Origin of the sequence: Paenibacillus sp. SAF-068 (assembly GCF_051967555.1) — a bacterium.
In the GTDB taxonomy this organism is placed as follows: Bacteria; Bacillota; Bacilli; order Paenibacillales; family Paenibacillaceae; genus Paenibacillus.
Genome location: NZ_JBQCJX010000001.1, coordinates 2,221,672 through 2,246,192, shown reverse-complemented (window position 1 = coordinate 2,246,192; position 24,521 = coordinate 2,221,672). Strand labels below are relative to the sequence as shown.

Genomic DNA, 24,521 nt, shown 5'->3' with positions numbered 1-24,521 from the left:
CTTTATCAGTTATATCAGTTGTGAACTTCTCCTGCTTCATAAACTCCGTAACCATTCTTGCCGTTCTTTTTAATCTTGTACATGGCTCCATCCGCATGCCTCAGAAGTTCGGAAGGCTCCTGTCCATGCTTGGGAAACAGGCTGATGCCAATACTCATCGAAAGGTTGATATAGTTTCCGGCAATTTTGAAATGGGTACTGAATGCAGCTTCCAGTTTTTTGGCAATCACTTCAGCATCTCGATCATCTTTCAAGTGACTTAGAATGATGAATTCGTCCCCGCCAAGCCGTGCTACAGTGTCCGTACTCGGAATTGTTTCGCTTAATCGCTTTGCCATTTCCAGCAGCACTTGATCACCAACATGGTGCCCATACGTATCATTCACTTGTTTAAACCCATCCGCATCCACAAACATAACGGCAAGTTTACTATTGTTTCTTTGAGCATTACTGATCGCCCAGGCAAGGCGGTCATTATAAGCAAGACGATTGGGCAGACCTGTAAGAGGATCATGTAAAGACAAATGTTTGCTGATCTTCTCGGAGATCTTGATTTTGGTGTATTCCGTCTCCAGTTCCTTAATCAGGTTTTTAAGTTTATATACCCTTGTATTCACATTTGTCATATCACTAATTTGAATGAGGGCATAACTGCGATCTTCCAGATAGAGCGGGTCCACATTCATGTTTTGTCTTAATAAATGCTCATCCTCGCCTTCCTTGGGAAGAATAAAAGCCTTATGTAGAGCGCTTGAGCAAAATCTGCTTTGTCCATGATACAGCGCATTTTGCAAAATATTCAAATATACATTCGACTTAAACCTTGGACATACTTCAAGCAGATTCAGGCCAACAACTTCTTCTTTATTTTTGCCTGTAAGGCGTTCCAACCATCCATTCCACACAACAACTTTCAAGTGTCTATCCACGATCATTATTCCCATATGGGCTTTGTTCAAGGCTTGCGAAATGAGATTATCCATTGTCCGCCTCCAACATAGCGTCCATTTTGGCCAGCAGGCTGGATATGGAGTTCATACTTAATGCTATGACAATGATACCTGTCACATCTGTATCGGCAAGTAAAAACGAGGTATGTAAAACCAGCACATAGACTTCATTCTGAAGCAAAATTTGTTGATCGGAATTGGTGACATAGATCAGTTCAATATCAGGCAGAACGTATTCCAGTTTGATCTCCAGGAAATTTCCGAATTCTCCAATAATGGCGTTAAGCAGGACATTGCTAACTTCCTTCAAAACGTCCAAATCTGTGTCCATCAGGTTCGGATCTTCAGGTATAACGCTCTCGCCCAGTTCTCCAAGACAGATGTTCGCGAGTACTTTAGCCTGCTCAACAGGAAACATTAAGAATGCTTTCCCCTGAAATTCGTATCCAAACTGTAAGGATGATCTGAACAGGTGACCTTCACTAAAGAAAATGTTATATCTTCGATCTCCAGGATCTACATCGGATATGGAGATTAGTTCTACTTCAGGAATACTTAATACGATACGCTTATCTACAATCTCCGACAACATGTTAGCCGCTTGTCCCACGTAAACGTTCACAAGTTCAGTCAGCAGATCCTTCTGTAAATCATTCAGCATGACAGGCCGCCTGAATGAGTTGAATCATGGTAGTTGCCTTCTCTGCAGTTAACGGTTTATTCAGAAACCCGGAAATGCCCAGTAATTCAACTTCATCTCTAGTTGTCTTCTGAATATCTGCAGATAAGATAATAATTTTGACATTACTATCCGTTTCCCGGATCATTCGAAGCATTTCTTGTCCGTTCAAACCAGGCATCAGCAGGTCTGTAGTGATAAGATCAGGTTGGAATTCCGTGAACATGTTGTATCCTTGCTCTCCATTGTTAGCGATCTGAATCTCGCATGCTGGAATATGATCAACAATCAATTTTGTAAGCAATTTCTGCACGAAAATGGAATCTTCCACGATTAATACTTTCATTTTCTCTTCAGTCTCCTTGATAGAATGGTAATAGCTCGGGATGTCAGGCACTGTGGACAGTTCTTGATAGAGGGCTTTCGCGCGCAGTGGCACCCTGAAAAGAGACTGACTGGTGAATCGAGTAAATATATAAATTATATTAACTTTAATTTGATTGTCAACAACATTATTGAATAAGCTAGATTTGTGTGCAATTGACATACACTGACCCGCCGATTAAGAACATGAAAAAACGGTCACCCTAGTGACCGTTTTTGATCGGTTATCCGGAACTGCATTAATTTTACTCTTTTACCCCTCCAAGCTGCAAGCCATGAACGAAATACTTCTGCAAGAATGGATATACGACCAAGATGGGTAATGCCGCTACAATCGTAATGGCTGCCCGAATAGATACAGGAGTGACCATGTTACGCGCAGCGCCAAGATCTGCACCGTTGGCAACGGCTGCACTGCTGTTGGAATTCATGGAAGACGATAATAGTTTCATCAACTCATATTGCAGCGTGCTCAGGTTTTGTTTGGAAGACGCATACAGAAACGTATCGAACCAAGAGTTCCATTGACCGACTGCAATAAACAGTGCAACCGTAGCCAGCACCGGTTGGCAGAGCGGTAGAATAATAGACATGAACGTTCTGAAATCTCCAGCACCATCAATTTTGGCCGATTCAATCAATCCCTCGGGTAGTGTCTGGATATAGGTTCGAATAACAATCATATTGAAGGCACTGATCAGCCCAGGAATAATGTACACCAGGAAGTTGTTTAACAAATGCAAATCTTTCATTAGGAAGTAAGTTGGGATAAGTCCTGCACTAAAATACATCGTAAGAACAACTACAATGGTAATCGGCTTGCGCAGAATATAATCTTTTCGGCTTAGTGTATAAGCCAGCATGGAGGTTAAGAATAGACTTAAGACTGTCCCCAAAACCGTTCTCGCCACAGAGATACCAAAGGCGCTGAAGATGGTCCCTCCTGCAAATACTGCTCTGTAGTTTTGATCTGTCCATACCCGAGGCCACAGATAAATTCCACCCCGGATGGTGTCGTTACCGGCATTGAACGATACGGCGAGTGTATTCACAAACGGATACAGGGTAACAATCGCGATTGCGATCATCAGTATACCATTTAACGTATGGAAGACAATCGGTTCAAGCCGAGATTTATTGATTCCCATCTCTAGTCCCCCTTATATTAATCGGTCTTCCCCGAGCCGTTTGGAAATAGAATTCGCTGCAAAGATCAGCGTAATACTCACTACTGTCTTGAAGATACCTGCCGCAGTAGCCAAAGAATAATTCCCAATCTGTAGTCCGTATTTCAGGACAAATATATCTATCGTCTGTGACCAGTCGACAACCACACCATTACCTAACAGATACTGAACTTCGAATCCAGCTTCCAAAATCCAGCCCATATTCATGATCAGCAGAATGATAACAATGGATTTGATCCCGGGTAAGGTCACATACAGCATTTTCTTATATCGGTTCGCCCCATCAATCTCTGCCGCTTCATAAAGGGAAGGATCGATCGACGTGATGGCCGCCAAATAAATAATGGCATTCCAGCCTACTTCTTTCCATACGTGGGATGCTCCTACAATGCCCCAGAAGTATTCCGGAACGCTAAGCCACATGATAGGTTCTTGAATGATATTCAGCTTCATGAGTACCACATTGACAATCCCACCATCAACAGATAGTGAACTTGCTACGATGCCTGTCACAATGATCCATGAGAGAAAGTGAGGTAAATACGATATGGTTTGAATGGTTCTTTTATATAATTTGTGCTTGATCTCATTAAGTAAAATGGCAAATATAATTGCTGTCGCAAATCCGAGTACCATATTGATTACGCTCATCGCAATGGTATTACGAAGCACGTTAAGAAATGCATCGTCTGTTAGCAAAAACTTGAAGTGCTTGAGCCCGACCCATTCCTGCTGGGAGAAACTCTTGGCAGGACTGTAATTCTGAAAGGCCATAACCCAACCCCAGATGGGATAATACGAGAATACGAGAATATACGCAACGATGGGCAATGACATGAACATCAGTTGTCTTTGTCCGCGCAACCGTTTTAACAGTGGTGTTTTGGTAACGACTGTACGGGTAGTTTGCTCTGGTATGGCTCCAGGCGTGTTCGCCATCTTTCACTCCTCCTATTGGCTTGCAGCGACTTTATGCATGAATTCCCCGGAAGGCACTCGCCTGAGTCATGCTCTGGTTGATACCTTCCGAGAGAATCATTGCCGCATTTTTATTTAACAGACCAGTTCTCGATTCTCCATTTCAGCTGTTCATTAATTCGGTCTTCGTAGGATTTGACATTGATTTTTTTGTAGGCATCCACATATTCATTCCAAATGTTATCGAACTCATTTGGTTTCGACATGATCGCCTTAGGCAAGAATTTCAATGAAGTATCTGTCATTTGCTTGTTGGCTACCGCAGCATCAGAGCCTTCTTTCAGATCGACCTGCCATGCAGGATAGTACACCGGATTCTCTGGTGCAGGAGAGAAGAAGTCACTCCACGTTTTGTAGCCATAAGCATCCAGAAGTTCTTTGTCTTCTGGTTTAAGGTTGTCATAGAATTCCTCAGGCTGGTTGATTGCTCCGATCGCATTGCCATCTTCAAATGTTCCTTCAAGCTTCGGTGCAGCAGCGTAGAAACCTTCTGCTTTGTTAATCAGTCTCCATGCCGGATCATCCTGCTCTTTCCGTTGCTCTGGCGTACGGTAGAATCTTCCCTCTTCATTCACCTGATAATCCACACCCTCTTCTCCCCATGACAAGAGCTTCTGATACTCTTCGCTCATGAGCTTATCGAGGAATTTGATGAGTGCAACGGGATCTTCAGCATCTTTACTGATACCAAAACCATTGTTCAAGTTGATAACCGGTCGATCCAGATAATGATCTGTGATACTTGTATCATAGACTAGCGGGAAGCCTACGTATGTCTGGCCAATCTTGCCCTGTGCTACGAGCGGGTCCTCTCCAGCCTGGAAATTCCAGTGCTGGTCGAACATGCTAAGCACACGTCCCGAAGAAATTTTGGCCAGATATTGATCGTAGTTCTGAACAAAGGCTTCTTTATCCAGCAATCCCTCATTATACAGATTGTTTAGTTCCTTATAATACCGTTTGGAGATATCCTTATCGGCAAAAACGCTCGCCACTCCATTCTCATCCACGACTACGCCCCCATCATTAGGGTGACCCGTAAGATGTTCTGGTGGATTAAGCAAGGGGAACGTCCGCCAGTCAGAAGCCAGTGTAGTAAAGCCAATCGTCGGTTGTCCATCAATAGTCGGATTCTTGGCTGCGTAGTCACGAACCAATTTTGTGAAATCATCCAACGTTTTGGGAGTCGGGTACCCGGCATCTTTCAGAATGGACTTTTGGATCCAGAATGCAGGACCAGAATAGTAGTTACTAATGAACTCCCCTGTATACACTCCATAGTTAGGCAACCAGTAAATATGCCCGTCACTGGAATCTTTCATCCGATTCCAGTCTTTAGCAAAATGTTTCTTCAGATTGGGTGCATGCTCCTCGATCAGATCTTCGAGCGGGATAACTGCACCGGCTGAGACCAATTTGGTGTCCGCTGTGATCAAGTCAGGGAAATCGCCACCGGCAATCATAACCCCGAGCTTCTGTTGAAGATCACCCACCAGAAATTCCATCTCCAGATTGACGCCAAGTTCATCCTGAATTTTCTTGTAGATTCGGTTGTCTTTAGATGGCGCCTGATTCGGCGTTCCGATAAAGGCCGTGATGTTCAGTACCTCTTTCCCGTCCTTTGTAGTCGCTTTCTCATTGTCACCGCTGCATCCTGCAAGTGCCAAACTCAAAGCCAGAACGAGTGATACGGAACCCCAAAGCTTCTTTTTTTTCAGTCCCCCCATGTACTTGCCCTCCTTGGAAGTGGTATGTCTTACTGTTTTTAGTATGAAGAAATGTATGCGGTTACAAAATATATATATTTAAGGTCCACCCCCCTGTAATTTCAGGTCTTATTCAGGAGAAGTTCTTATTTTCAAAGATCAATTCGCATACTTTTGCCTGTATTCTAATGGTCTCATGGCTGTACGTTTTTCGAAGTGTCTGAGAAAATGCTGGTAACTGCGATACCCTACCTGCTCTGCAATCGCACTTGATGTTTGATTCGTCTCCTGAAGCAAACGCTTTGCTTCTTCCATTCGCAGATCATGTACTACCTCGATCACACCCTTGCCATACTTTCGCAAAAAGGATTGCCCCAAATGGACTGGGTTCACATAGAATCGTTCTGCAAGCTCCTGGATCGTAAATGTCTCTCTGTAATGCATCTGCACATATTCAGCTACTGTTGCCTGAATGCCTCCAAGTTGCCTTTCCCGGAAAATAGACAGTTCTGACTTGCATTGCAGACAGAAATGCTCCAAATTGTTAGCAACCTTTTCTACATTTCGATGGCCTTTCTCCAGTATTCCGCTCGCCAATTCGTTCATTAGTGCATTAGGTTCTCCTCCTAATTCTCTGCACAGGGAGAGTCCGCGGAATATAATGTGGGTAGAGAAAATATGTACAATCTCTGGCGCAGCCTTCATCTGTATAAACAGTTCGAAGGCACTGCGAATGGAACCCGAGAGTTCTTCTACAGAACCGTTTTCAAGCAATTCGCTAATATGGTCCACCTCTGACAGTGTTTCCGGATCAAACTGCCAATTCTCCAACTGAATTTCTTCGGCAATCAAAAGGCGCTCTTGATTAAAAAACAAATAACGCCCAACTTCCTGAGCGGAGCGGAAGGATTCAGACAGATGCTCCAGTTGGTCAACCGTCATTCCAACCGCGATATGAATATCTTCACAGCCGATATGTTGCATGTTGCTCATCAAACGCTGGGCAAAAGCCTTAATGGAGTCAGATGTCCCTATTCCATCATCCACTTGCTCCCCCCATACAAGTCCCAAAGAGTCTCTTGTTCTGTCTATTACATAACAACAAGTTGTTACGTCAGCCATTTGTTCGGCTATTGAACTAGCTTCCTGAATATCTCCCTGAAAAGTGATCCGCAAGTATGCCCAATGAGACTTGTTCAAACGAGGAGAGATCTCTGACATCTCCTGCTTCGATATATCCTGCTTATCCTTAATCAGTGCAGACAAAAATGCTTTGATCCTTTGCTCGTTGGCATGTTCCCGAATGCGCTCCTGATCTTCACGCTCCTTCAATTGCACACGGAGGCGGACCAACATATCTTCTGCTTCTGTACTGTCAACGGGTTTGGTTAAATAATTGGAGACACCCAATCGAATAGCTTGTCTGGCATAATTAAAGTCACTGTATCCACTCGTGATAACGAATATTACAGATTCAAGTTCCAATCGGCGGGCTTCTTCCACAAGTTCCAGCCCATTCATGACGGGCATACGAATGTCTGTCACCACGAGATCAGGCCGATCTTCTTGTATCATACGGATGGCTTCCTCACCATTGGCGCACACACCTCTAATTTCAAAACCATGCTTTTCCCAATTGATCAGAAGCTGCAACCCTTCAATCGCATAAGGTTCATCATCAACTAACAGTACTTTATACATGAGAGTTTACCTCCTATTTCCTCTGTTCCATCCTGGAGATTGGTATACGGTATCCTGCAATGGTTTCCTTTCCGGGTACACTGCTTAGATCGAATATCGCATTTCCTTCATAGAAGAGCTCCAACCTGCGGTAGACATTGCGAAGTCCTACATGCTCGCCATTCCTGGTTCTCTCAGAACGAATATCTCTCAGGAGCTCGGTTAGTCTCCCTGCATCCATACCGATTCCATTATCGATCACCCGGATAACCAGTTCAGAAGCGTTTCGTGTCGCCGTCACCTTGATTTGTCTTCCATTTTTTCGCGCCTGCAAGCCGTGTTTGCAGGCATTTTCAACGAGCGGTTGAATACTCATTCGGGGAATGAGCATCGAAGCAGCATCAGGATCAACCTCGAAGGTGTAATCAAACAGCTCTCCAAAGCGAAACTTCTCAATCTGGAGATACAAATTCGTAAATTGCAACTCTTCTTGCAAAGGAATCAGATTGTCAGAATGACTGAGCAACTGCCTCATCAGCATGGACAGACTTTTAATAATCTCGACGACTTCCGTATATCCATTCTTCGTACTAACGACCAGCAAGGCATTCAATGTGTTAAATAAAAAATGGGGATTCATCTGACTCTGAAGCATGGACAATTCGGTCCTAACTTGATCCAACTCCAAATCTTTTTGGCGGATTTCCAGTTTATATACGTCATTAATCAGCGTATGAATTTTACCAATCATGATATTAAATGTACGAATAAGCCCGCCTATTTCGTCACGGCCTTCCTGAATTTCAATCAGATCGAATCGTTCATTGCGAACCTTCTCCATATGCCTCGATAGCTTACGAATCCGATAGTGATAGGAGCGCAAAATAATGTAGATCAACACAGACGGAACCACGATACTAATTGCGAGCAACCCCAGGATGGATTTAAAGGCTTCTCGCAGCAGGTGGTCAAGGTGACGCGTATCGGCAACCCCTATCAATTTCCAACCCTTGAGGTAGGCTAGATTCCCCAACGACTTTTCGAGCGTGTAAGCAGAATTGCCAGTTTGCTCGACTATTGAATCGTTATCCGGGTTGGATACATCGGTTTCGCTGAATTCCCCACTTGAGACGACAGTTCGATTGTTGCTGTCTACCAGACGCAGCTGAAGACTGTCTGATTCCCGATTTAAAATGCTATACACCCGGCTAAGTTCCAGGTCAATCTTGGAATATTTGTTGTAATTGGCATAGGAAGTATAGATATCCATTTTGCCAATTACACTGATCCGTCTTCCCGCGTTAAATCCGGATGGCTCAACATAATCAACGACAAGAATGCCTCCACTGGTGGATTTCAGTTGTTTCAATCCAGGAAGTACATTCTTGTCTTTCATCACGATATAATGACTGCCCGTTTGGATGGTATCGTTATCTGTGTAGATACGCACCTCCAGAATATTTGCTGACATATACCTTGTTAATTTATCTCGCAGAAATGCATGGTACACGTTGTAATAATCAACGGGGGAGCGATAGGTCCGATCCAATGCCTCGTAGAGTGAATCGTCCGCTGCGATAATTCGGCTCAGAGCAACGCTCTCATCAATCATCCCAAGCAGTTCCCCCGCAGCCCTGTCGATGGATTTACGCAGATTTTCCTGTTCTCTAATCTTGATATCCGCAGAGGTTCGTTGATAGAAGAAGATATTAATCGTTATTACAGGAAGGAGAATACTAAGTACATAAATAAGCAGAAATTTGGAGCGGAGAGGAATATCATTAACCTTACGGAACATCCAGAATTTATGACGCATATGATCACCCTTGGTTTTTGTTTTTATAGACGGATGGAAGCTCCCCTGTGTGCGCTCTGAATTTTTGGGTGAAATATTCAGCATCATGATATCCTAGCCTGAATGCAATGTCAGTGATCTTCATATTGGTACGTCGCAAGAGTTTGCGAGCCTCCTCAACACGAAGCTGGTGCACATAGTCACTGAAACTGACTCCCATCTCCCGCTTGAACTGTTGACCCAGGTAGGCAGAATTCACGTGAATACGATTAGCTACATCTTGTAATTTAATTTTACTTCGATAGTGTTGCTTCAATTCATTCACTGCTTCTGCAACAAGTCCACCTGTACCCGACTTTTGTTTCAATTCGGATTCGCAAAGTTGCTCAGCCAGTCGAATACACAGGTCCTGCAATGTGCCAGAAGACCAACTCACAGCCTCGTGCCATTCTTTTTCACATAGTATCTCAGTACAAACCTTTCTTTTACCATATTTCCTTAGCAACTCTCCATGGATATATCGGATGACATGATGTACCCATTCCAGCGAAACTTCTGCTTTCTCACTCTTCTCTAGTAATTGACTCACAGCATGATGGATGGAATTCGTGTTCCCTGCTTCAATCAATGCCAGGATCTCTTTGGAGATGTTCATCATTTGCTCTAAATCATATTCTTCGCTTACACGGTATTGATTAAGATCATTTTCATGGGCTTCATCAGTAGCCTTGGTTTCATTCTGCTGGTTATACTCATTTCTGCGTTTGTCCAGAGGTTCAATCATTTCCATAAGAATTTGATGAATTTCCTCGGGAACAAGAGGTTTAAGCACATACTGATCGACTTGATACCGTATCGCCTGCTTGGCATAGTTAAAATCCGAGTATCCTGTAACGATAACAATTTTAGAGGTATAGGCGAGATCTTCTCGCAACGTGTGAATCAAACCGAGACCATCCATAACAGGCATTTGAATATCAGTGACGACAAGATCCGGTTCAACAGCGTTGAATAAAGCGAGCGCTTCCTCCCCATCCGTTGCTGTTCCGCAAAGTTCATATCCACATGCTCGCCAGTCAATCATCGTTCTCCATCCTTCTAGCATAAAGGGTTCATCATCCGCGACAATGACCTTGTACATTAGCTCACCTCTCTTTTGTCCATGATCAGCTGCATGTATATTATCTATATCTAAAGGTAGATTTCAGTTGTTGCGAAAATGCTAAACAGCAGAACAACAGCAGGAATGTTGTCTGCTCGTACAACTTGGAGAACACATTAGAACGCTCCGATTGTAGCGAAGCGCCAGATAACAATTCAAGTGTAACGCTTACATTTTGGTACAACAACCTGTCAAACTATAGGTTTTCACCCGACAAACTATAGGTTTAGCCCCGTAGTCATCCACGGTCAGTAAAAGGATTTTCATTTTCCACGCGCGACACGGAATCCTTGATCGGGACCAAAACCATTTGCATCAAATTTGCCCCGGAATGATATTTCATTGTTATTGACACCACCCATCCAGCCTCCGCCTTTTACAACTCGCCAAGTTTGTTTGGGTCCCTCCGAATCGCTGTACCACTCCCAGCACCATTCTCTCACATTCCCGGACATATCATAGATACCTAACTCATTTGCCTTCTGAGTTCCGACTTTTTGGGTTTGATTACGATTGCTCTCAATAGCGGGCCAGCTCCAGTCACCCGTCAGAATGTTGTCGCCAGCATTTTTCCAGTACCAGGCAACTTCATCCGGATTATCACTTCCACTATAGGTGTAATTCAAGCTCTTTTGGCCCCCGCTTGCAGCGTATTCCCATTCTGCCTCTGTGGGTAGACGGTAACCGTTGGCATCCTCGTTGATGGTTACATTCCATTTTATATTGTCGTTTTCATTGTGATTATTCGTGTCCTGGTTGTCCTTGTCTATATTGTAATAAGGTTTCAGGTTTTCTTTTATACTTTTTTGATTACAGTATTCCACTGCGTCATACCAGCTGACCATTTCAACGGGCAGATCATCTCCCTTGAAGCCAGATGGGTTTTCTCCCATAATTTCCATCCATTCTTTTTGAGTCACTTCGTATTTGCCAATATAGAAGGAATCCAGCGTTTCATTTTTATCATGCTGACTCGACTTACTGCTCTTGAAAGCTCCACCTTCGACAAATACCAAGCCATCGTTTAATTCTGAATTACTCGCTGAACATGCACTTAGACTAACAACTATTGCGATTAAAGTTAACCATATCAGCTTCCTCATTCAATTATTCTCCTTTGCTAGGCTTGCATCCGGCAACGTCGAGGTCCGTTAGTCTGGTGAATAACGATCCTCAACGCTTCCGGAAATCTGAATTCAAATGCAGGTGCAGACGTTGAACCGCATTACATTTTTACCAAACCGTCACGTTTGCGTTTCCGCTGCTTTGATAACCCTCTGTTGCCATCACTTGATAGGACCAACTATTACCAAGGTACATCCCTTTGCTCGCCCACGCATTCACATGATTGCTGAACGTAATGGTAGAATTGACACCTGTCGGTCTCTTGGACTGTCTAACACTCCAATACTGAGGGAAAGTCTGAGTACCATCAATGGAAGGTGCATTGTATCTCATCGTTGTATAGATGTCATATGTGCCACCATCACTAGTCATCGAGCCCTTATACGTTCCGGTTGGACGATACGTTCCCCAGCTATCCACCACGTAATATTCAATCAGAGCGTTTCTAGTCCAACCATAGAAGGTGAGATAGCCGTTACCTGAAGGAGCAAAAACACCGGCATTGTAATTGACTACCCGATTAGGGTTGCCATATGTCCACCCTTTTCCGACAACAAAGTTCCCGGTATTTTGCCAACTCACGCTGTAATTCCCGCCTGATCCGTTAACGGCGTTGACCGTTCCTCCACCATCTGTCCAATTCTGCCAATAATCTGTTGCAGCGCTGGATGTAGCTGCAAAGACACCAAAGCTCATGGAAGCTGCAAGAACAACAGTCATTAATTTTTTACCGAATTTGAACATAGAATAATACCTCCTGATATTTTAATAGATTTGGTTGATGCTACAATCCGAATTCGATATGAATGTTCCTCAGCACATTCACTTGAATAAACGTTGTGAAAACAGATACAGATCGTTCTTCCACACAGGCCAATCATGTCCCCCACTTTCTTCATGCCAGATGTGAGGTACTCCCTGTTGCGCCAAATATCGGTGAACCCCAAGACTAATCTCAATAAGATTGTCCTGCTCGCCGCAAGAGATCCACAACAGCGAGAGCGATGAATGCGCTTTCGTAACATCGGTGACAAGTAGCTCTGGCTCTCTGGTGTTCGGGGCTGCGGAGAAAGCGCCGATCCATGCGAAATGGTCCAGATTACTTAATCCGATATTCAAGGATTGGCCTCCGCCCATGGATAAACCAGCAATCGCCCTTTTATCCCGGCTTGTGTGAACAGGATAGTTCGACTCCATGTAAGGGATCAAATCGTGAAGCAGATCGGATTCAAATCGTTCAAATGCTTTGATTTTCTCAGGTTCAAACAAGTCCCCTTCGGCCCGGTCATTCAACATTGCGCGACCATTAGGGAAAACAATAACCATTGGCTCAAGCAGGTTATCGTTGTACAGATTATCAAGAATAATCTGCGGAGAACCATGAGTATGCCATTCAGACTCGTCTCCACCAATACCATGCAATAGAAAAAGTACAGGATACATCGTTGTCGAAGAAAATTCTGGTGGGGTGTACACCATCGCTTTACGGGAATTGCCAACCGTCCTGGAAGGATACTCTACCGTCTCCATGACTCCACGTGGTATATTCTCCCGATATTGGTCATATCCCGTTACTGCTGATGAGATCAATTTCATTCTCTTTTCCTCCGAACATATGAATGACAATCCGTTTTCGGTTAATCCACATAGCCAAACCCCAGTATGGTGAAACATTTATGTTCATGACCTTCCGCCATTTCGATCTCGATGGAGTGCTCCCCAACATGTTCTTCGTTAAGCAGAAGTGTGGCATGGCAATGAGTCCAGTTGATTTTACGCGGATCGACTTTTTGGACAAATTCCCCATCTACCTTGATATGTGCGGTTCCGAATTCGTCGTTACCAGAATCCTTGAAGATCAGAATGAGGCGACTGCACTTCAAACTTATTTTAAAGCTGCTCTGAGCCTCTGTTCCCTCTCCTGTACGCATCCAGTTGTTGGGGAATTGGGGTGTACCATAATCATGAGCATCCATCTCAGCCATTTGCAGATCCATATCCGTTTTGCAAAACGAGCCCGCATCGATACGGGCAATGGTATTGCCATTTTTTCGATCTAACAACTTCACATGAACAAATTCATTTCCAATTAGCGGAGCCTTTTCAATAACATGATCTTTCTCATCCCACTCCGAACGATTCGTCATGTCGAACAAATATTCCAAACCATCGGCCATAATCCGATGTCCTGTGTTCGTCGGATGATATATATCATGGAAAAATTGCTTTTTGGAAATAATGTTGCCCTCACCTTTTGTCTTGTTGAACTGATCCACGACAGCGTCTTTCACACTTACCATGGGCAGATCATAATGCCAGCCCACCGGGGCGAGACGATCCTGTAGATTCCAGTCATTTTCAAATACACTGAATAACAAGATGACTGCTGGCTTGTTATCGGCAGCAAGTGCTTTGAGCACCAGACTCTCATAACATTTACCTTGGGTCTCATCATCTGCATCATTGACTGCGAATTCGATTACGACGATATCAGGCTCAACCGTACCTCCCCTTAATACATCACGATCATAACGTACAATCCCCAATTCCGAAGGAGTTCCTCCCAAACCTGCTTTAATCAGGTGAATCGGACTATCCTTTGAAAGCGCAAACATAAATTTAAATGACTCATACGACCGATAAGCGTAACTTTGGAGATGAATAGGTATTGCACCAGCACCTTGAGTAATGGAGCCTCCAATATAAGCAATAACGACAGGTTCGCCGTTTTTTGCCTTCTCAATGGCTCGTTTTAATCTGACATTTTTCCCTTTGTTCAGAAGAGACCGGCCAATCATATCGCGATATCCGTCTGATTCAAAGTCAATAGTCGGTTTGACCACCGATGCTGTCACTCCGACTGGATCGCGCGGTGCAGTGAATTCGGTGTTTTCACCTGCATCTTCTGAATCCTGGAGCATAAATCATCATCACATCCTTTCGGCTAGATTCTGGTCATCCTCAAACAGCATTTAAAGGATCACGGCTTGTACTATGATTAGATCATTTGTGATCCTTCTCCCAAAGTGTATCCCTTACATAATTTTACAACAACCTGACAAAGTATAGGATTTCAACCACTATATCATTTTAATTTGAGGATAATCACATGCTGATTAGAACACCTATAATTTTTCATGTAAACGCTTTAATTTGTATACTATTTCCATGTTATAATTTTGAAAAACCGCATTGATAAAGGAGGACACACATGAATATTACGGGTCAAGGCGCGTTGGATACGGGCACTTATCAGAATGTGTTTCTGAAGCTAGGCTACGATGAGAAAGAGATTATGACCAGATTGGAAGTAACATGGAACGAGTTGTTTTATGGCGATGAAAATACTCGAATATATTACCCTAAGGGCAAGGACATGGGATATATGCTGGACACCGGTAATCTTGATGTTCGTTCCGAGGGCATGTCTTATGGCATGATGATGGCTGTTCAGATGGACAAGAAGGAAGAATTTGATCGACTCTGGACTTTCTCCCATACGTTTATGCAGCATACCGAGGGTCGATACAAAGATTACTTCGCTTGGCATTGCAAGCCTGACGGTACCCGGCTCTCGCAAGGACCAGCTCCTGATGGTGAAGAGTTTTTCGCCATGGCGCTTTTTTTTGCCTCCAACCGCTGGGGCGATGACGCTGAACCTTATGATTACAAGGCACAAGCCCGAAAGATCCTTCGTGCATGTATACATCAGGGCGAAGACGGCATAGGTGACCCGATGTGGGACCCGGATACAAAACTGATCAAGTTCATTCCAGAAACACCGTTTAGCGACCCGTCCTACCATCTTCCTCAGTTTTATGAACTATTCGCGAAATATGCGGATGAAGAAGATCAGACTTTTTGGAAAGAAGCGGCGGCCGCTAGTCGGGCTTACCTGCATACAGCCTGTCATCCTGTAACCGGACTATCACCTGAATATGCGAACTATGACGGCTCTCCCACTCCAATACAGCCACATGGTGATTTCAGACATTTTTACAGTGATGCCTACCGTGTTGCCGCAAATATAGCGCTGGACTGGGAATGGTTCCGCAAGGATCCATGGCAGATCGAACAATCCAATCGAATTCAGTCCTTCTTCAGTGATATCGAAGTTTCCGATTATCGTCGTTATACCATAGATGGAGAAGCTTTTGACGAACCTGCACTGCATCCTGTAGGTTTACTGGCTACCAATGCCATGGCTTCACTGGCTGCGGATGGTCCACATGCTGACTCCTTTGTTCGCAAGTTTTGGAACACACCTCTGCGTCAAGGAGAACGACGTTATTACGACAATTGCCTGTATTTTTTCAGCTTGCTGGCCCTAAGTGGAAGATATCGCATGTACTAATCACCTCTGCCCGAGCCGTTGTACCTGTCCTGCGAACGTTTGGTCTACAGGACAGGTGCAAACATGGCATGAAGCTCAGCTTTGGGTATATGAAATAAAAAAATGTTCCCGGCGCGCATATACTGACTGCGAACCGAGAACATTTGCATGTACAAATACATTCAACAACATCTAATTATTTGGTAACTGAAGAAGTATCGTAGGAAGATTGCATAATCTCCAGATAGCGATTAATGTTCAGTCCTTCCAGACCTTTTACATATTCATCCCAATCCTTATCCAGACTTTTGGCGCCTGTAATAAATTGCAGAGCGTTCTGATCGATGTAATCCTTGAGATTAGTCTGCATCATGCTGGCTTCATCGGCAAGAGACGGATTAACCCACAATGCCCAATGAGGGAACACGTCTTTCGGTTCCTTGCCCTCCATTAACAATGTCGCCTCATAGAGCCGTCGCTCATAACCATCATTGGCATAGATGTCTGTTCCCTGTACTTCCGCGTCCCGATATGCCCGGTGATGATTATACTGACTTAATGCAGCCCAGCTATCATTACGAGGTTCTTCTCCGGAAGGAAGCGGAATGGCTTTATAGAGGGGCTCTATCTGATCATTAAGCGCCACTTCGCCTTCCTGTGGTTTGCGCCAGCTTGTGCCCTCTTCTCCCAGATAAGATGCCATGGTACCTTCCTGTGTGTAGAAATAATCAAGCAACTTTATAGCTGCGATCTGCGTTTCCTCACTGGCCTTGTTCGTCAGTACAAAGGATGCTCCAGGATCAATCGGATAGTTATACGTAGCATACGTGGCATTCGGTCCCTTCAGTGGAGGGATGGGATTGTAATCATTCCCGTAAGGCGAACCTTCCGAAGTGGTTACAAATAACGATGGATGCATCGCTGCTCCTGCACCGAGAAGCTGCGCATCAGCGTTATCACCGATTTTTTTGAAAGCACCCACGTTTTGAGTAAAGGCACCCGGATCAATCAGTCCTTCATCGTATAGCGATTTGATATAAGTAAGTCCTTCTTTCCACTCCGGTTTATTCACTACCGTCTCCACTTTCCCCTGATTGACAATTAAGTAATTCCGATCATCGTCATAGATAAAACCATTCATTAAATACGGGATAATGTGCACGCCGAAATTTTCAGTCGAACCGCTAAGCGGTACTTCGTCGGCTTTACCATTTCCATTCGGGTCCTTCGTTTTAAAAGCCTGTAGCATTTCCTTAAACTCCTCTGTCGTAGCAGGTTCCGTCAAACCGAGTTGTTCCAACCATTTGGTGTTGACCCACATCTTGTTCGGGTATGAACAGTGGAAACATTCATTCAGTCCCGTCAGACCGTAGATATTTCCGTCCGGGGCGGTATTCATGGCCCGATAATAATCGTTGCTCTCAAGCACTTTTTTAATATTAGGGGCATACTCCTCAATCAGATCATTCAGTGGTAAAATAACCCCTTGTTGACCAAACTTCAACAAATCTGTCTGGGAGAAACGGTCTACCCAAGGGATAAGCAGATACAGGTCCGGATAATCACCGGAAGCCAGTGAAATCTGTCTTTTCTCCGCTGCACCGTCAAAAGGAACCGTGGTCCAGTTGAATTGAATATCAAACTTCTCTTCCATTTTCTTTGTAAATTTGTTTGTGGACAGATTGGTATCCGAACCCTGGTGAGCAAATACATTAATGGCTGTCTTGCCTGATGGATTGCTGCCTTCCCCGTTCCCCTTATCAGAACTTGAGCATCCGGCCAGTGCCAACGAGGTGAACAGCATACAGGCAAGAATGATGAATCCCACTTTTTTCAATACAATCCTCTCCCTCATATAAAATAGAAATGAACTTATCCTTTGACTGATCCAATCAGCATTCCTTGCACGAAATGCCGTTGGACAAACGGATAGATAACCAGAACCGGCAAGCTGGCCATGACAATTAATGAGTACTTCATGAGTTCAGCCATTTGCTGCTGTTTGATCATTTCCGATGCATCCATGTTCCCCGTACTACTGTTCAGAATAAGAATACTACGCAATATCAGCTGTAGCGGATAGAGCGATTGTGATTTCAGGTAGATGAGAGCGTCAAAGTATGCATTCCACTGACCGACAGCGTACATCAGCGACAGCACAGCGATAATCGGTTTGGCAAGTGGCAGGATAATGCTGAAGATAAAACGGATGTCACTGCAGCCATCGATGTCTGCTGCCTCGGACAACTCTTCCGGTATTGAATTCTGAAAAAAGGTACGGGCAATAATGACTTGCCATACCCAGACGGCATTGGGAATCAACAGCGCCCAGCGGGTATCAATCAGTCCCATGGTTTTGACCACCAGATAGGTAGGGATCAAGCCGCCCGAGAACAGCATGGTGAAGGTAATAAACATCATTAACGAGCTGCGGCCGACAAATGTTTTTTTGGATAACGGATATGCAATCATAATCGTCAGAGCCACGCTGATGAAGGTGCCGCAAGCGGTATAGAAAAGGGAATTGGCATACCCCGTAAGGACTTGATCATTCCGCAATACAGACTTGTAACCGTCGAACGTCAGGTCAATGGGCCACAACCAGACTTTTCCCGAGGAGACGGCAGCAGGGCTGCTGAGCGAAGAACTCACAATATATATCAAGGGATACAACACGGCAATCAGTACCACTGTCAGCATGAAGTAAACAACCGTTATAAATACGCGGTCTCCCCATGATTCACGGATCGTACTTCTGCTCTTGATTCGTGAACGACCTGCATTTGTCTGTGTGTTAGGCATGAATTGGTTCTCCTCCTTTCGCTCCCGTCACCATAAGCTTGTATTGGATAGTCGTTTGGCAACTTCGTTCACGATTAATAGCAGAATCAGGTTAATCACCGAGTTGAACAGGCCAACCGCAGTAGCGAAGCTGTAATTGGCATTCAGCAACCCTATTTTATAGACATACGTGGAGATGATCTCCGAAGCAGACAGGTTGAGCGGATTTTGCAGCAAATAGATTTTCTCGAATCCGACAGCCATGATATTCCCTACACTCAAAATCAGAATGATAACGGCTGCCGGAAGCAGTCCGGGCAGATCAACATTGAGGATTTTCTGTATTCGATTGGCTCCATCAACTTTGGCGGCTTCATACAAGGATGGATCAACACCAGCCAAGGCAGCCAGATAGATGACTGCGGAGTACCCCATCCCCTGCCATACATCGGAGAATACGTAGATGGATCGAAATAGTCCGGGCTCACCGAGAAAATTCACCGATTCGAAACCAAGGGCGCCTGCAATTGTGTTGACAATACCCAGTCTAGGGGACAGAAACAGCATAATGATGGAGACCATCACAACGGTAGAGATGAAATATGGAGCATACGTCACCATTTGGACTGTTTTTTTGAATCGTATGTTTTTGATTTCGTTCAGCGCGAGCGCCAGTAATATAGGAATCGGAAAACCAACGATCAGACTGTAAAACGAAATGTAGAGCGTGTTCTTGATCAGCGTGACAAACGCCGGATTCTGAAAAAGTAATTCGAAATATTTGGTTCCGGCCCATGGACTACCCCAGATTCCCTTGATGACGTTGTAATCTTTAAACGCCAGGACCGCATTCACCATGGGTACATACTTGAAAATAATAAAGTAAGCAATCGGTGGCAGAATCAGCAGGTATAGCTGCCAATGTCGCCTCCAGCTTCTGGCTAATGCTTGCTTCAAGACAGACGTTTTACTTGTTTTCTCCACGGTCTTTGATTCACTGGTCATGGTTGTTCTCAGAATCATCCCCCCATTCTTGGCTCCCAATCGTGCTGAATTTCAGCTCAACTTGGTAGCGCTTACTTTTTTGAGTAATCATAAGATTGGGCTGGGGATGCGTAAAGGTACAGTTGCGCTGGAAAAGTACAAAAAGCGAATGTATATCACAAGAAGCCCCCTACATTAACCGCTATGAACGTCCATTTTCCGAAACACACTCGGGGAAATGCCGCGTACCCGCTTGAACGCTCGACGGAATGAATGTGCACTGTTATACCCCGTGGCCTCCGCTATTTCGTCAATGGTCTGACCGGTGGACTGCAACAGGTTCGAGGCAGCATCAATACGTACCCGTTCTACATAATCGGAAAGATTCTCTCCTGTATGCTCTTTGAACAGTTGGGATATAAATTTCTCGGACTTGCTCATATGCTCGGCAATCCGATAGATCGTCAAGTTTGCATCCCCATAATTTTGCTGGATAAAACGAATCATTTCACTTACCGTATCTGCATGCGCTCCTGTTCTTCTCCTCTGAAAATCACCGCAGATGTCTTCTGTTAACTGTTTGAATTTTTCACGCAGCGAAGCGATCGTTTCTGTCATCTGAATGGATGTCACCCGAGTTTTATATTCCTCCAGCAGGGAGGAATCCAGCTTGAATTTTGGTTCGTCCAGCTTCAGGAAAGTTCCCTTCAGCTCCATGATGAACTGCTGAGCCATCTCGTAGGAGAGTTCCCTCTCTTCAAAATTACGAAGAAATAATTGCTCCAGAATGCGTATTGCCTCCTCAGGATCGCCAACTTTGATTGTGTTCAGCAGGCGCTGTTCAGACTCGATCGGATAATAGAACATTTCATTTTCCTTCACCGTATCTTCAAATCTCACCAGGTGATCTGTTCCCATATGAATGGCATAATCGAGAGCTTGTTTGGCTTCGTCGAAGGAGCGCCCCGCATCGTTCCAGACCTCATAGGCTGAACCAGTGGCAAATGTTGTGGATATCCGATGCTCCTGATAAATGACTTCCATCAAGCTGTTCAGCTCCTTTTCACATCTCCCTATAGCTTCATTCAGTGGGTTGTTTTCATCCAACGGGCAGGCAAAAGCGATCTGATCGGTTCCCCAATCCGTGATCAGCAACTGAGAATTCCACTCGGTAAGTACCTGTTTGATGAGCAACCTTGCGACGCCTAGTTCATGAATGGTTTCTTCACTGTCCGGATTGGCATATCCGTTTACCTTCACTAAACCTGCCAAGCCCTTGCTGCTACTAAGAGAAATGTGCGCTTGAGAAGAGATAACCTCCAACTCAAGCGACGTATAGACTTCTCCGGTTAACAGGCGTTTGATAAAACCGTCTCTCAATAACGGAATTTGCTCATTCATGGCGTTTTTAAGTGAGTCATTATTTGCAATTAGATTGTTAATATGGCTTGCCAAAAAATCGTATTCATTGCCCCGTTTGCCAGGGAAATCGGTGATTTGTTCCCGAAAAGTGGCCAACAGTTTGTAAACAGGTGCACTATTTCGATAGGCCAAAACCAGCCCAAACAGCAAGCCCAAGACAATGGTTGCCAATGTAAAGGCCAGCGTGACCTGTTTGATTTGATCCGCTTTTGTCATGAGTGCCTTTTCCGGAATCCCTGCTATGTAATTCCATCCATTTTGACTGGACTGTATTGATATCAGCTGCCGACCATCGCTTCCAGGCTGTACGTTCTGCCCGTTTCGCTCCGTTTCTGCAGCGTTACCTTCACTCCGACGTTTCTGTGCCAATTGCTCGGCTTCGGCTTGTTCAATGCCGAGGGAGAAAATAATCTGTCCTTCCGCATCGGTGACGAGAGTCCAGCCACCATATTGATCTACAATGTTTTGTGTAAGGCTGGCCATCTGATCCTGATCAATCATAATACCAATTGTCGCTTGCGGTTTGTTGAAGCTGTTCAAAGGCAGAGATTGCAGAAACGTAATGGCGGGAACGTCTGCAAGAACTGTGCCGAGTATTTCACGTTTATAGTTGTGAAGCGGTATGATTTCGTTAAAGTGCGGTTGTTTCAGAATTTGGTCATGCCATTGTTCAAACGACATGCCCTCCAGCTGATTGGCAGCATAATAATGCTCCGGGCGATAATACACGGTTCTTGGTGTAATAATGGCATTGTAGTTCGGAATGTGAATGAAGAAATGTGACAAGTAATCATTGGTACTGCTGTACATGGAGAGGCTCCGTTGCATGCGGTTCATACCATAGACGTTGTAGAGATCCTGCGGCTTCGGGCCAGCAATTAAATTTTGCAAATCGGGATTGACAGCAAGTTGCCTGGTAAAGGCTTCAACTTGAAGAAGGTTACGTTCAATGATCTCTTTGCCAAGACTCAGCGACTTCAAGCTGTTCTCAATGGAGCTGGAACGAGCCGCTTCAATGGAAGCTCGGTAAGAGGCATATCCCGCAATTTGAGGAATCATCAGAATGATGAGGTACGAAATGAGGAATCGGCGGAACACGGGTGAAAATTTGGACCATAGGAGCTGCATATGTACCCTCCCTTTTTTATCAAGCGCTTTCATTTCTCTGTGATAAGGTAGCTGTTCAATGATACACCGGACATTTCTTTCTGGTGAAGGTACAACTTCTTCCTTATGGTACATTTACTTACTAGAGCGTACAATGCTTACTTGAAAATAATTATCTCTCTGTTGCTTGGCGCACAAATATAGTCGTATTTTACCTTGGCACGGCCGCCATGCCAAAGTATCCAAAATAAATACAAAAAAAACCTCTCCAAGACAAGGGATGGCTTGGGGAGGTTTTTTGTTTAACGTGGTACTTTTTAATTGCTGACGGCAACAAATTTCCATTGTTGGTTTGTTGCACCCGTGTAGGTATTCTGCTGCAACTTGGCACCATCCGACGTGGAAGCGTTTGCGACTTCAATCGCTTTGTTGCTGTTCACGTTGATGATACTCCAGTGTCCGTTTCCAAGGTCATTCACTTTGAAATGCTGAGCGGTAGTGTTCAGGTTGCTCATGAGTTGGACCACTTCCCCATTGGTGTTGGTACCGTTACGAATGTCGATGACTTTGTCCGGTGAGTTCACACTTGTCAAAGTGTAGTTACCGTTGCCGATCGAGGTCAGAACCCACTTCTGAGGATTGCCTCCCAGATCGCTCCACTGTTGGAGCTGAAGATTGTTTTCGTTTTGGCCACCTGGGACATCAATAACCTTGTTGGAATGCCGGGCTACTATTTTATAGGTTGCACCGGATACCAGACCCGTTGTTGGCCCGCCTGATCCACTGCCCGGGTAAGTCTGAGCACGTTCATGGTACCAGTTAAACAGGAACCGTCCCATCGCGCTCCGTGAAGCATCCCCGTCCCACTTCAGGCCTGCCGTAGGATCGGCAAAGGAGCTTCGTGGTCCTTCACTTAGAATAAAACCGTTCATATGTGCTGCAATGCTGACGTTGCCTGCTGCGTTGAAGATCGTTTTGGTATTCGTACCGAAACCTTCATTGCTGCCATTAAACAAGTTCCAATAGGCCGAATCACCAGGTTTGTTTTTGAACCAGGTTACCTCGGTAATGTTAATCGGATATTTGTCAGCGGCTGCCTTTACGTTGGTATTCCACTGGTCTTGCAGGATGGAGAAGTTGTCATATGCGCCATAACCAGGGTACCAGTGAACAGCATATCCATAGTTATTGAGCGGATCAGTCAATGGATGGCTTGCCGTCAAGCTGTAAAATTGGTTGTACCCCAGACCTGCCGCCCAGATCACGTTGTCCGCACCTTTGCTGCGAATTGTTGAAATCATGGAATTTTGGAAATTACGCAAGTCATTCCAGTGATCCACAAAGTCATTCTCCCCGTTGTATCCACCCCAATGTCCATTGGCATAGGATTTCACCGGTTCGTTGATCAGTTCGAAGTGAACGTTGTCTGCACTTTTGATCTCCGGGCGTGAAGCGAGATAACCCCAGATTTCGTTAAATTTTTGCAGGTTGGCAGGTGTTGTTGCCTGATCATCCTTCAATGTGAAGTCCAGTCCCAGGACAACATAGACACCTTTTGTTTTGGCGTATTGAATGTATGGAATAATTACATTTTGAGTAACAGTCTGCACACCGGCAAAGTTATATGTACCAGCAGCCACATCTCCCATGTCCTGACGATCGATGAATAGACGCACCTGATTCATATTCCAGCCATGATTGCTTCCGTATTTCGGGCTGGTGTCCGCAAACGTATCCGTAATGTCTTTCAGATAAGCCAGTGTAGCTGCATGACGGTTATTGCCGTGCAGATTGAGATAATAATTGCTGTCCTGATATGTCCAGTAGGCCCCTGAAGGTTGATGCCAACCGTTCAGAAGCACAGGCTGGTTGTTGCTGTTTACCAGGTTTTTGCCGTTTACGTGAAGCTTGCCCATTGGCATGCCCACCCATGCTTCGGCGCGGCTGCCTCCCCATGGCGCAATGGTGACCAATAAAGCTAGAATCAGTAAAAGTTTACAAGATGTCATGAACTTCTTCACTATAATTCCTCCTGATCTGATATATTGCCTTGCAATATTGCGAGGTAAACTCCGTCAGAAAGTATATATGATCACACGTACCGCCTAGGTCGGCGCTCGCTCCCGCAGTCCGTTCCACACCAGCAAGGGAATATTTCGCAGGGAAGGTTCTTGGTTCTGCTGCGAGCAGACGTTCATAAGTTCTTTGAGATCTTTGCATGCGCGCTGTTTACAGATGTCATGTTGCA

Annotated in this window: 19 protein-coding genes; 1 reads left to right on the top strand and 18 read right to left on the bottom strand. The window is 44.7% G+C overall.

Features of this window, described 5'->3' with window-relative positions:
* Positions 1 to 14 precede the first annotated feature (14 nt).
* From ACTHPG_RS09825 to ACTHPG_RS09765, 13 genes are all read right to left on the bottom strand, one after another.
* Entirely contained in the window at positions 15 to 983 is a 969-nt protein-coding gene (locus ACTHPG_RS09825) for a diguanylate cyclase domain-containing protein (protein WP_440389005.1), read from the bottom strand.
* Positions 976 to 1,611, bottom strand: coding sequence for a chemotaxis protein CheC (locus ACTHPG_RS09820; RefSeq protein ID WP_440389004.1), 636 nt, complete (start codon positions 1,609 to 1,611; stop codon positions 976 to 978). The genes ACTHPG_RS09825 and ACTHPG_RS09820 overlap by 8 nt, the downstream gene beginning before the upstream one ends.
* The gene (locus ACTHPG_RS09815; protein WP_440389003.1) at positions 1,601 to 1,975 is read right to left on the bottom strand and encodes a response regulator transcription factor; all 375 of its coding nucleotides are present in this window, start codon (positions 1,973 to 1,975) and stop codon (positions 1,601 to 1,603) included. The genes ACTHPG_RS09820 and ACTHPG_RS09815 overlap by 11 nt, the downstream gene beginning before the upstream one ends.
* Before the next feature lie 283 nt (positions 1,976 to 2,258).
* Positions 2,259 to 3,161: a carbohydrate ABC transporter permease gene (locus ACTHPG_RS09810; RefSeq protein WP_278295159.1), complete on the bottom strand. Its 903-nt coding sequence runs from the start codon at positions 3,159 to 3,161 to the stop codon at positions 2,259 to 2,261.
* Positions 3,162 to 3,173: 12 nt separating this feature from the next.
* A complete protein-coding gene (locus tag ACTHPG_RS09805; protein WP_421889614.1) occupies positions 3,174 to 4,139 on the bottom strand; it encodes an ABC transporter permease in 966 nt (321 codons plus the stop codon).
* A 110-nt stretch (positions 4,140 to 4,249) separates the two neighbouring features.
* On the bottom strand, positions 4,250 to 5,905 hold the full coding sequence (locus ACTHPG_RS09800) for an ABC transporter substrate-binding protein (RefSeq protein WP_440389002.1): 1,656 nt from the start codon (positions 5,903 to 5,905) through the stop codon (positions 4,250 to 4,252).
* Positions 5,906 to 6,043: 138 nt separating this feature from the next.
* Positions 6,044 to 7,585 (bottom strand): response regulator transcription factor, encoded by a 1,542-nt coding sequence (locus ACTHPG_RS09795; RefSeq protein ID WP_440389000.1) that lies wholly within the window; start codon positions 7,583 to 7,585, stop codon positions 6,044 to 6,046.
* Between the two features lie 13 nt (positions 7,586 to 7,598).
* A complete protein-coding gene (locus tag ACTHPG_RS09790) occupies positions 7,599 to 9,380 on the bottom strand; it encodes a sensor histidine kinase (protein WP_440388999.1) in 1,782 nt (593 codons plus the stop codon).
* Positions 9,381 to 9,384: 4 nt separating this feature from the next.
* Positions 9,385 to 10,500 carry a response regulator transcription factor gene (locus ACTHPG_RS09785; RefSeq protein ID WP_440388997.1) on the bottom strand — a complete coding sequence of 372 codons (1,116 nt, stop codon included), beginning with the start codon at positions 10,498 to 10,500 and terminating at the stop codon, positions 9,385 to 9,387.
* A gap of 284 nt (positions 10,501 to 10,784) precedes the next feature.
* Positions 10,785 to 11,624: a formylglycine-generating enzyme family protein gene (locus ACTHPG_RS09780; RefSeq protein WP_440388995.1), complete on the bottom strand. Its 840-nt coding sequence runs from the start codon at positions 11,622 to 11,624 to the stop codon at positions 10,785 to 10,787.
* A gap of 130 nt (positions 11,625 to 11,754) precedes the next feature.
* A complete protein-coding gene (locus ACTHPG_RS09775; protein WP_440388994.1) occupies positions 11,755 to 12,390 on the bottom strand; it encodes a glycoside hydrolase family 11 protein in 636 nt (211 codons plus the stop codon).
* A 78-nt stretch (positions 12,391 to 12,468) separates the two neighbouring features.
* Positions 12,469 to 13,242: an alpha/beta hydrolase gene (locus ACTHPG_RS09770; RefSeq protein WP_440388993.1), complete on the bottom strand. Its 774-nt coding sequence runs from the start codon at positions 13,240 to 13,242 to the stop codon at positions 12,469 to 12,471.
* A 41-nt stretch (positions 13,243 to 13,283) separates the two neighbouring features.
* Entirely contained in the window at positions 13,284 to 14,567 is a 1,284-nt protein-coding gene (locus tag ACTHPG_RS09765; protein WP_440388992.1) for an SGNH/GDSL hydrolase family protein, read from the bottom strand.
* A gap of 290 nt (positions 14,568 to 14,857) precedes the next feature.
* On the opposite strand from ACTHPG_RS09765, the gene ACTHPG_RS09760 reads away from it, so the two are divergent.
* Positions 14,858 to 16,000 carry a glycosyl hydrolase family 8 gene (locus ACTHPG_RS09760; RefSeq protein WP_440388991.1) on the top strand — a complete coding sequence of 381 codons (1,143 nt, stop codon included), beginning with the start codon at positions 14,858 to 14,860 and terminating at the stop codon, positions 15,998 to 16,000.
* Between the two features lie 175 nt (positions 16,001 to 16,175).
* On the opposite strand, the gene ACTHPG_RS09755 is transcribed toward ACTHPG_RS09760, so the two are convergent.
* The 5 genes from ACTHPG_RS09755 to ACTHPG_RS09735 all read right to left on the bottom strand — a co-directional run bounded on the left by ACTHPG_RS09755 (position 16,176) and on the right by ACTHPG_RS09735 (position 24,294).
* The gene (locus ACTHPG_RS09755) at positions 16,176 to 17,783 is read right to left on the bottom strand and encodes an ABC transporter substrate-binding protein (protein ID WP_440390204.1); all 1,608 of its coding nucleotides are present in this window, start codon (positions 17,781 to 17,783) and stop codon (positions 16,176 to 16,178) included.
* A gap of 68 nt (positions 17,784 to 17,851) precedes the next feature.
* On the bottom strand, positions 17,852 to 18,781 hold the full coding sequence (locus tag ACTHPG_RS09750; protein ID WP_440388990.1) for a carbohydrate ABC transporter permease: 930 nt from the start codon (positions 18,779 to 18,781) through the stop codon (positions 17,852 to 17,854).
* Between the two features lie 27 nt (positions 18,782 to 18,808).
* Positions 18,809 to 19,783, bottom strand: a complete 975-nt coding sequence (locus ACTHPG_RS09745) for an ABC transporter permease (RefSeq protein WP_440388989.1) — start codon at positions 19,781 to 19,783, stop codon at positions 18,809 to 18,811.
* 156 nt (positions 19,784 to 19,939) lie between these two features.
* The gene (locus ACTHPG_RS09740; RefSeq protein WP_440388988.1) at positions 19,940 to 22,294 is read right to left on the bottom strand and encodes a helix-turn-helix domain-containing protein; all 2,355 of its coding nucleotides are present in this window, start codon (positions 22,292 to 22,294) and stop codon (positions 19,940 to 19,942) included.
* Between the two features lie 296 nt (positions 22,295 to 22,590).
* Complete coding sequence (locus ACTHPG_RS09735) at positions 22,591 to 24,294, bottom strand: RICIN domain-containing protein (RefSeq protein ID WP_440388987.1); 1,704 nt, start codon at positions 24,292 to 24,294, stop codon at positions 22,591 to 22,593.
* Positions 24,295 to 24,521: the final 227 nt, after the last annotated feature.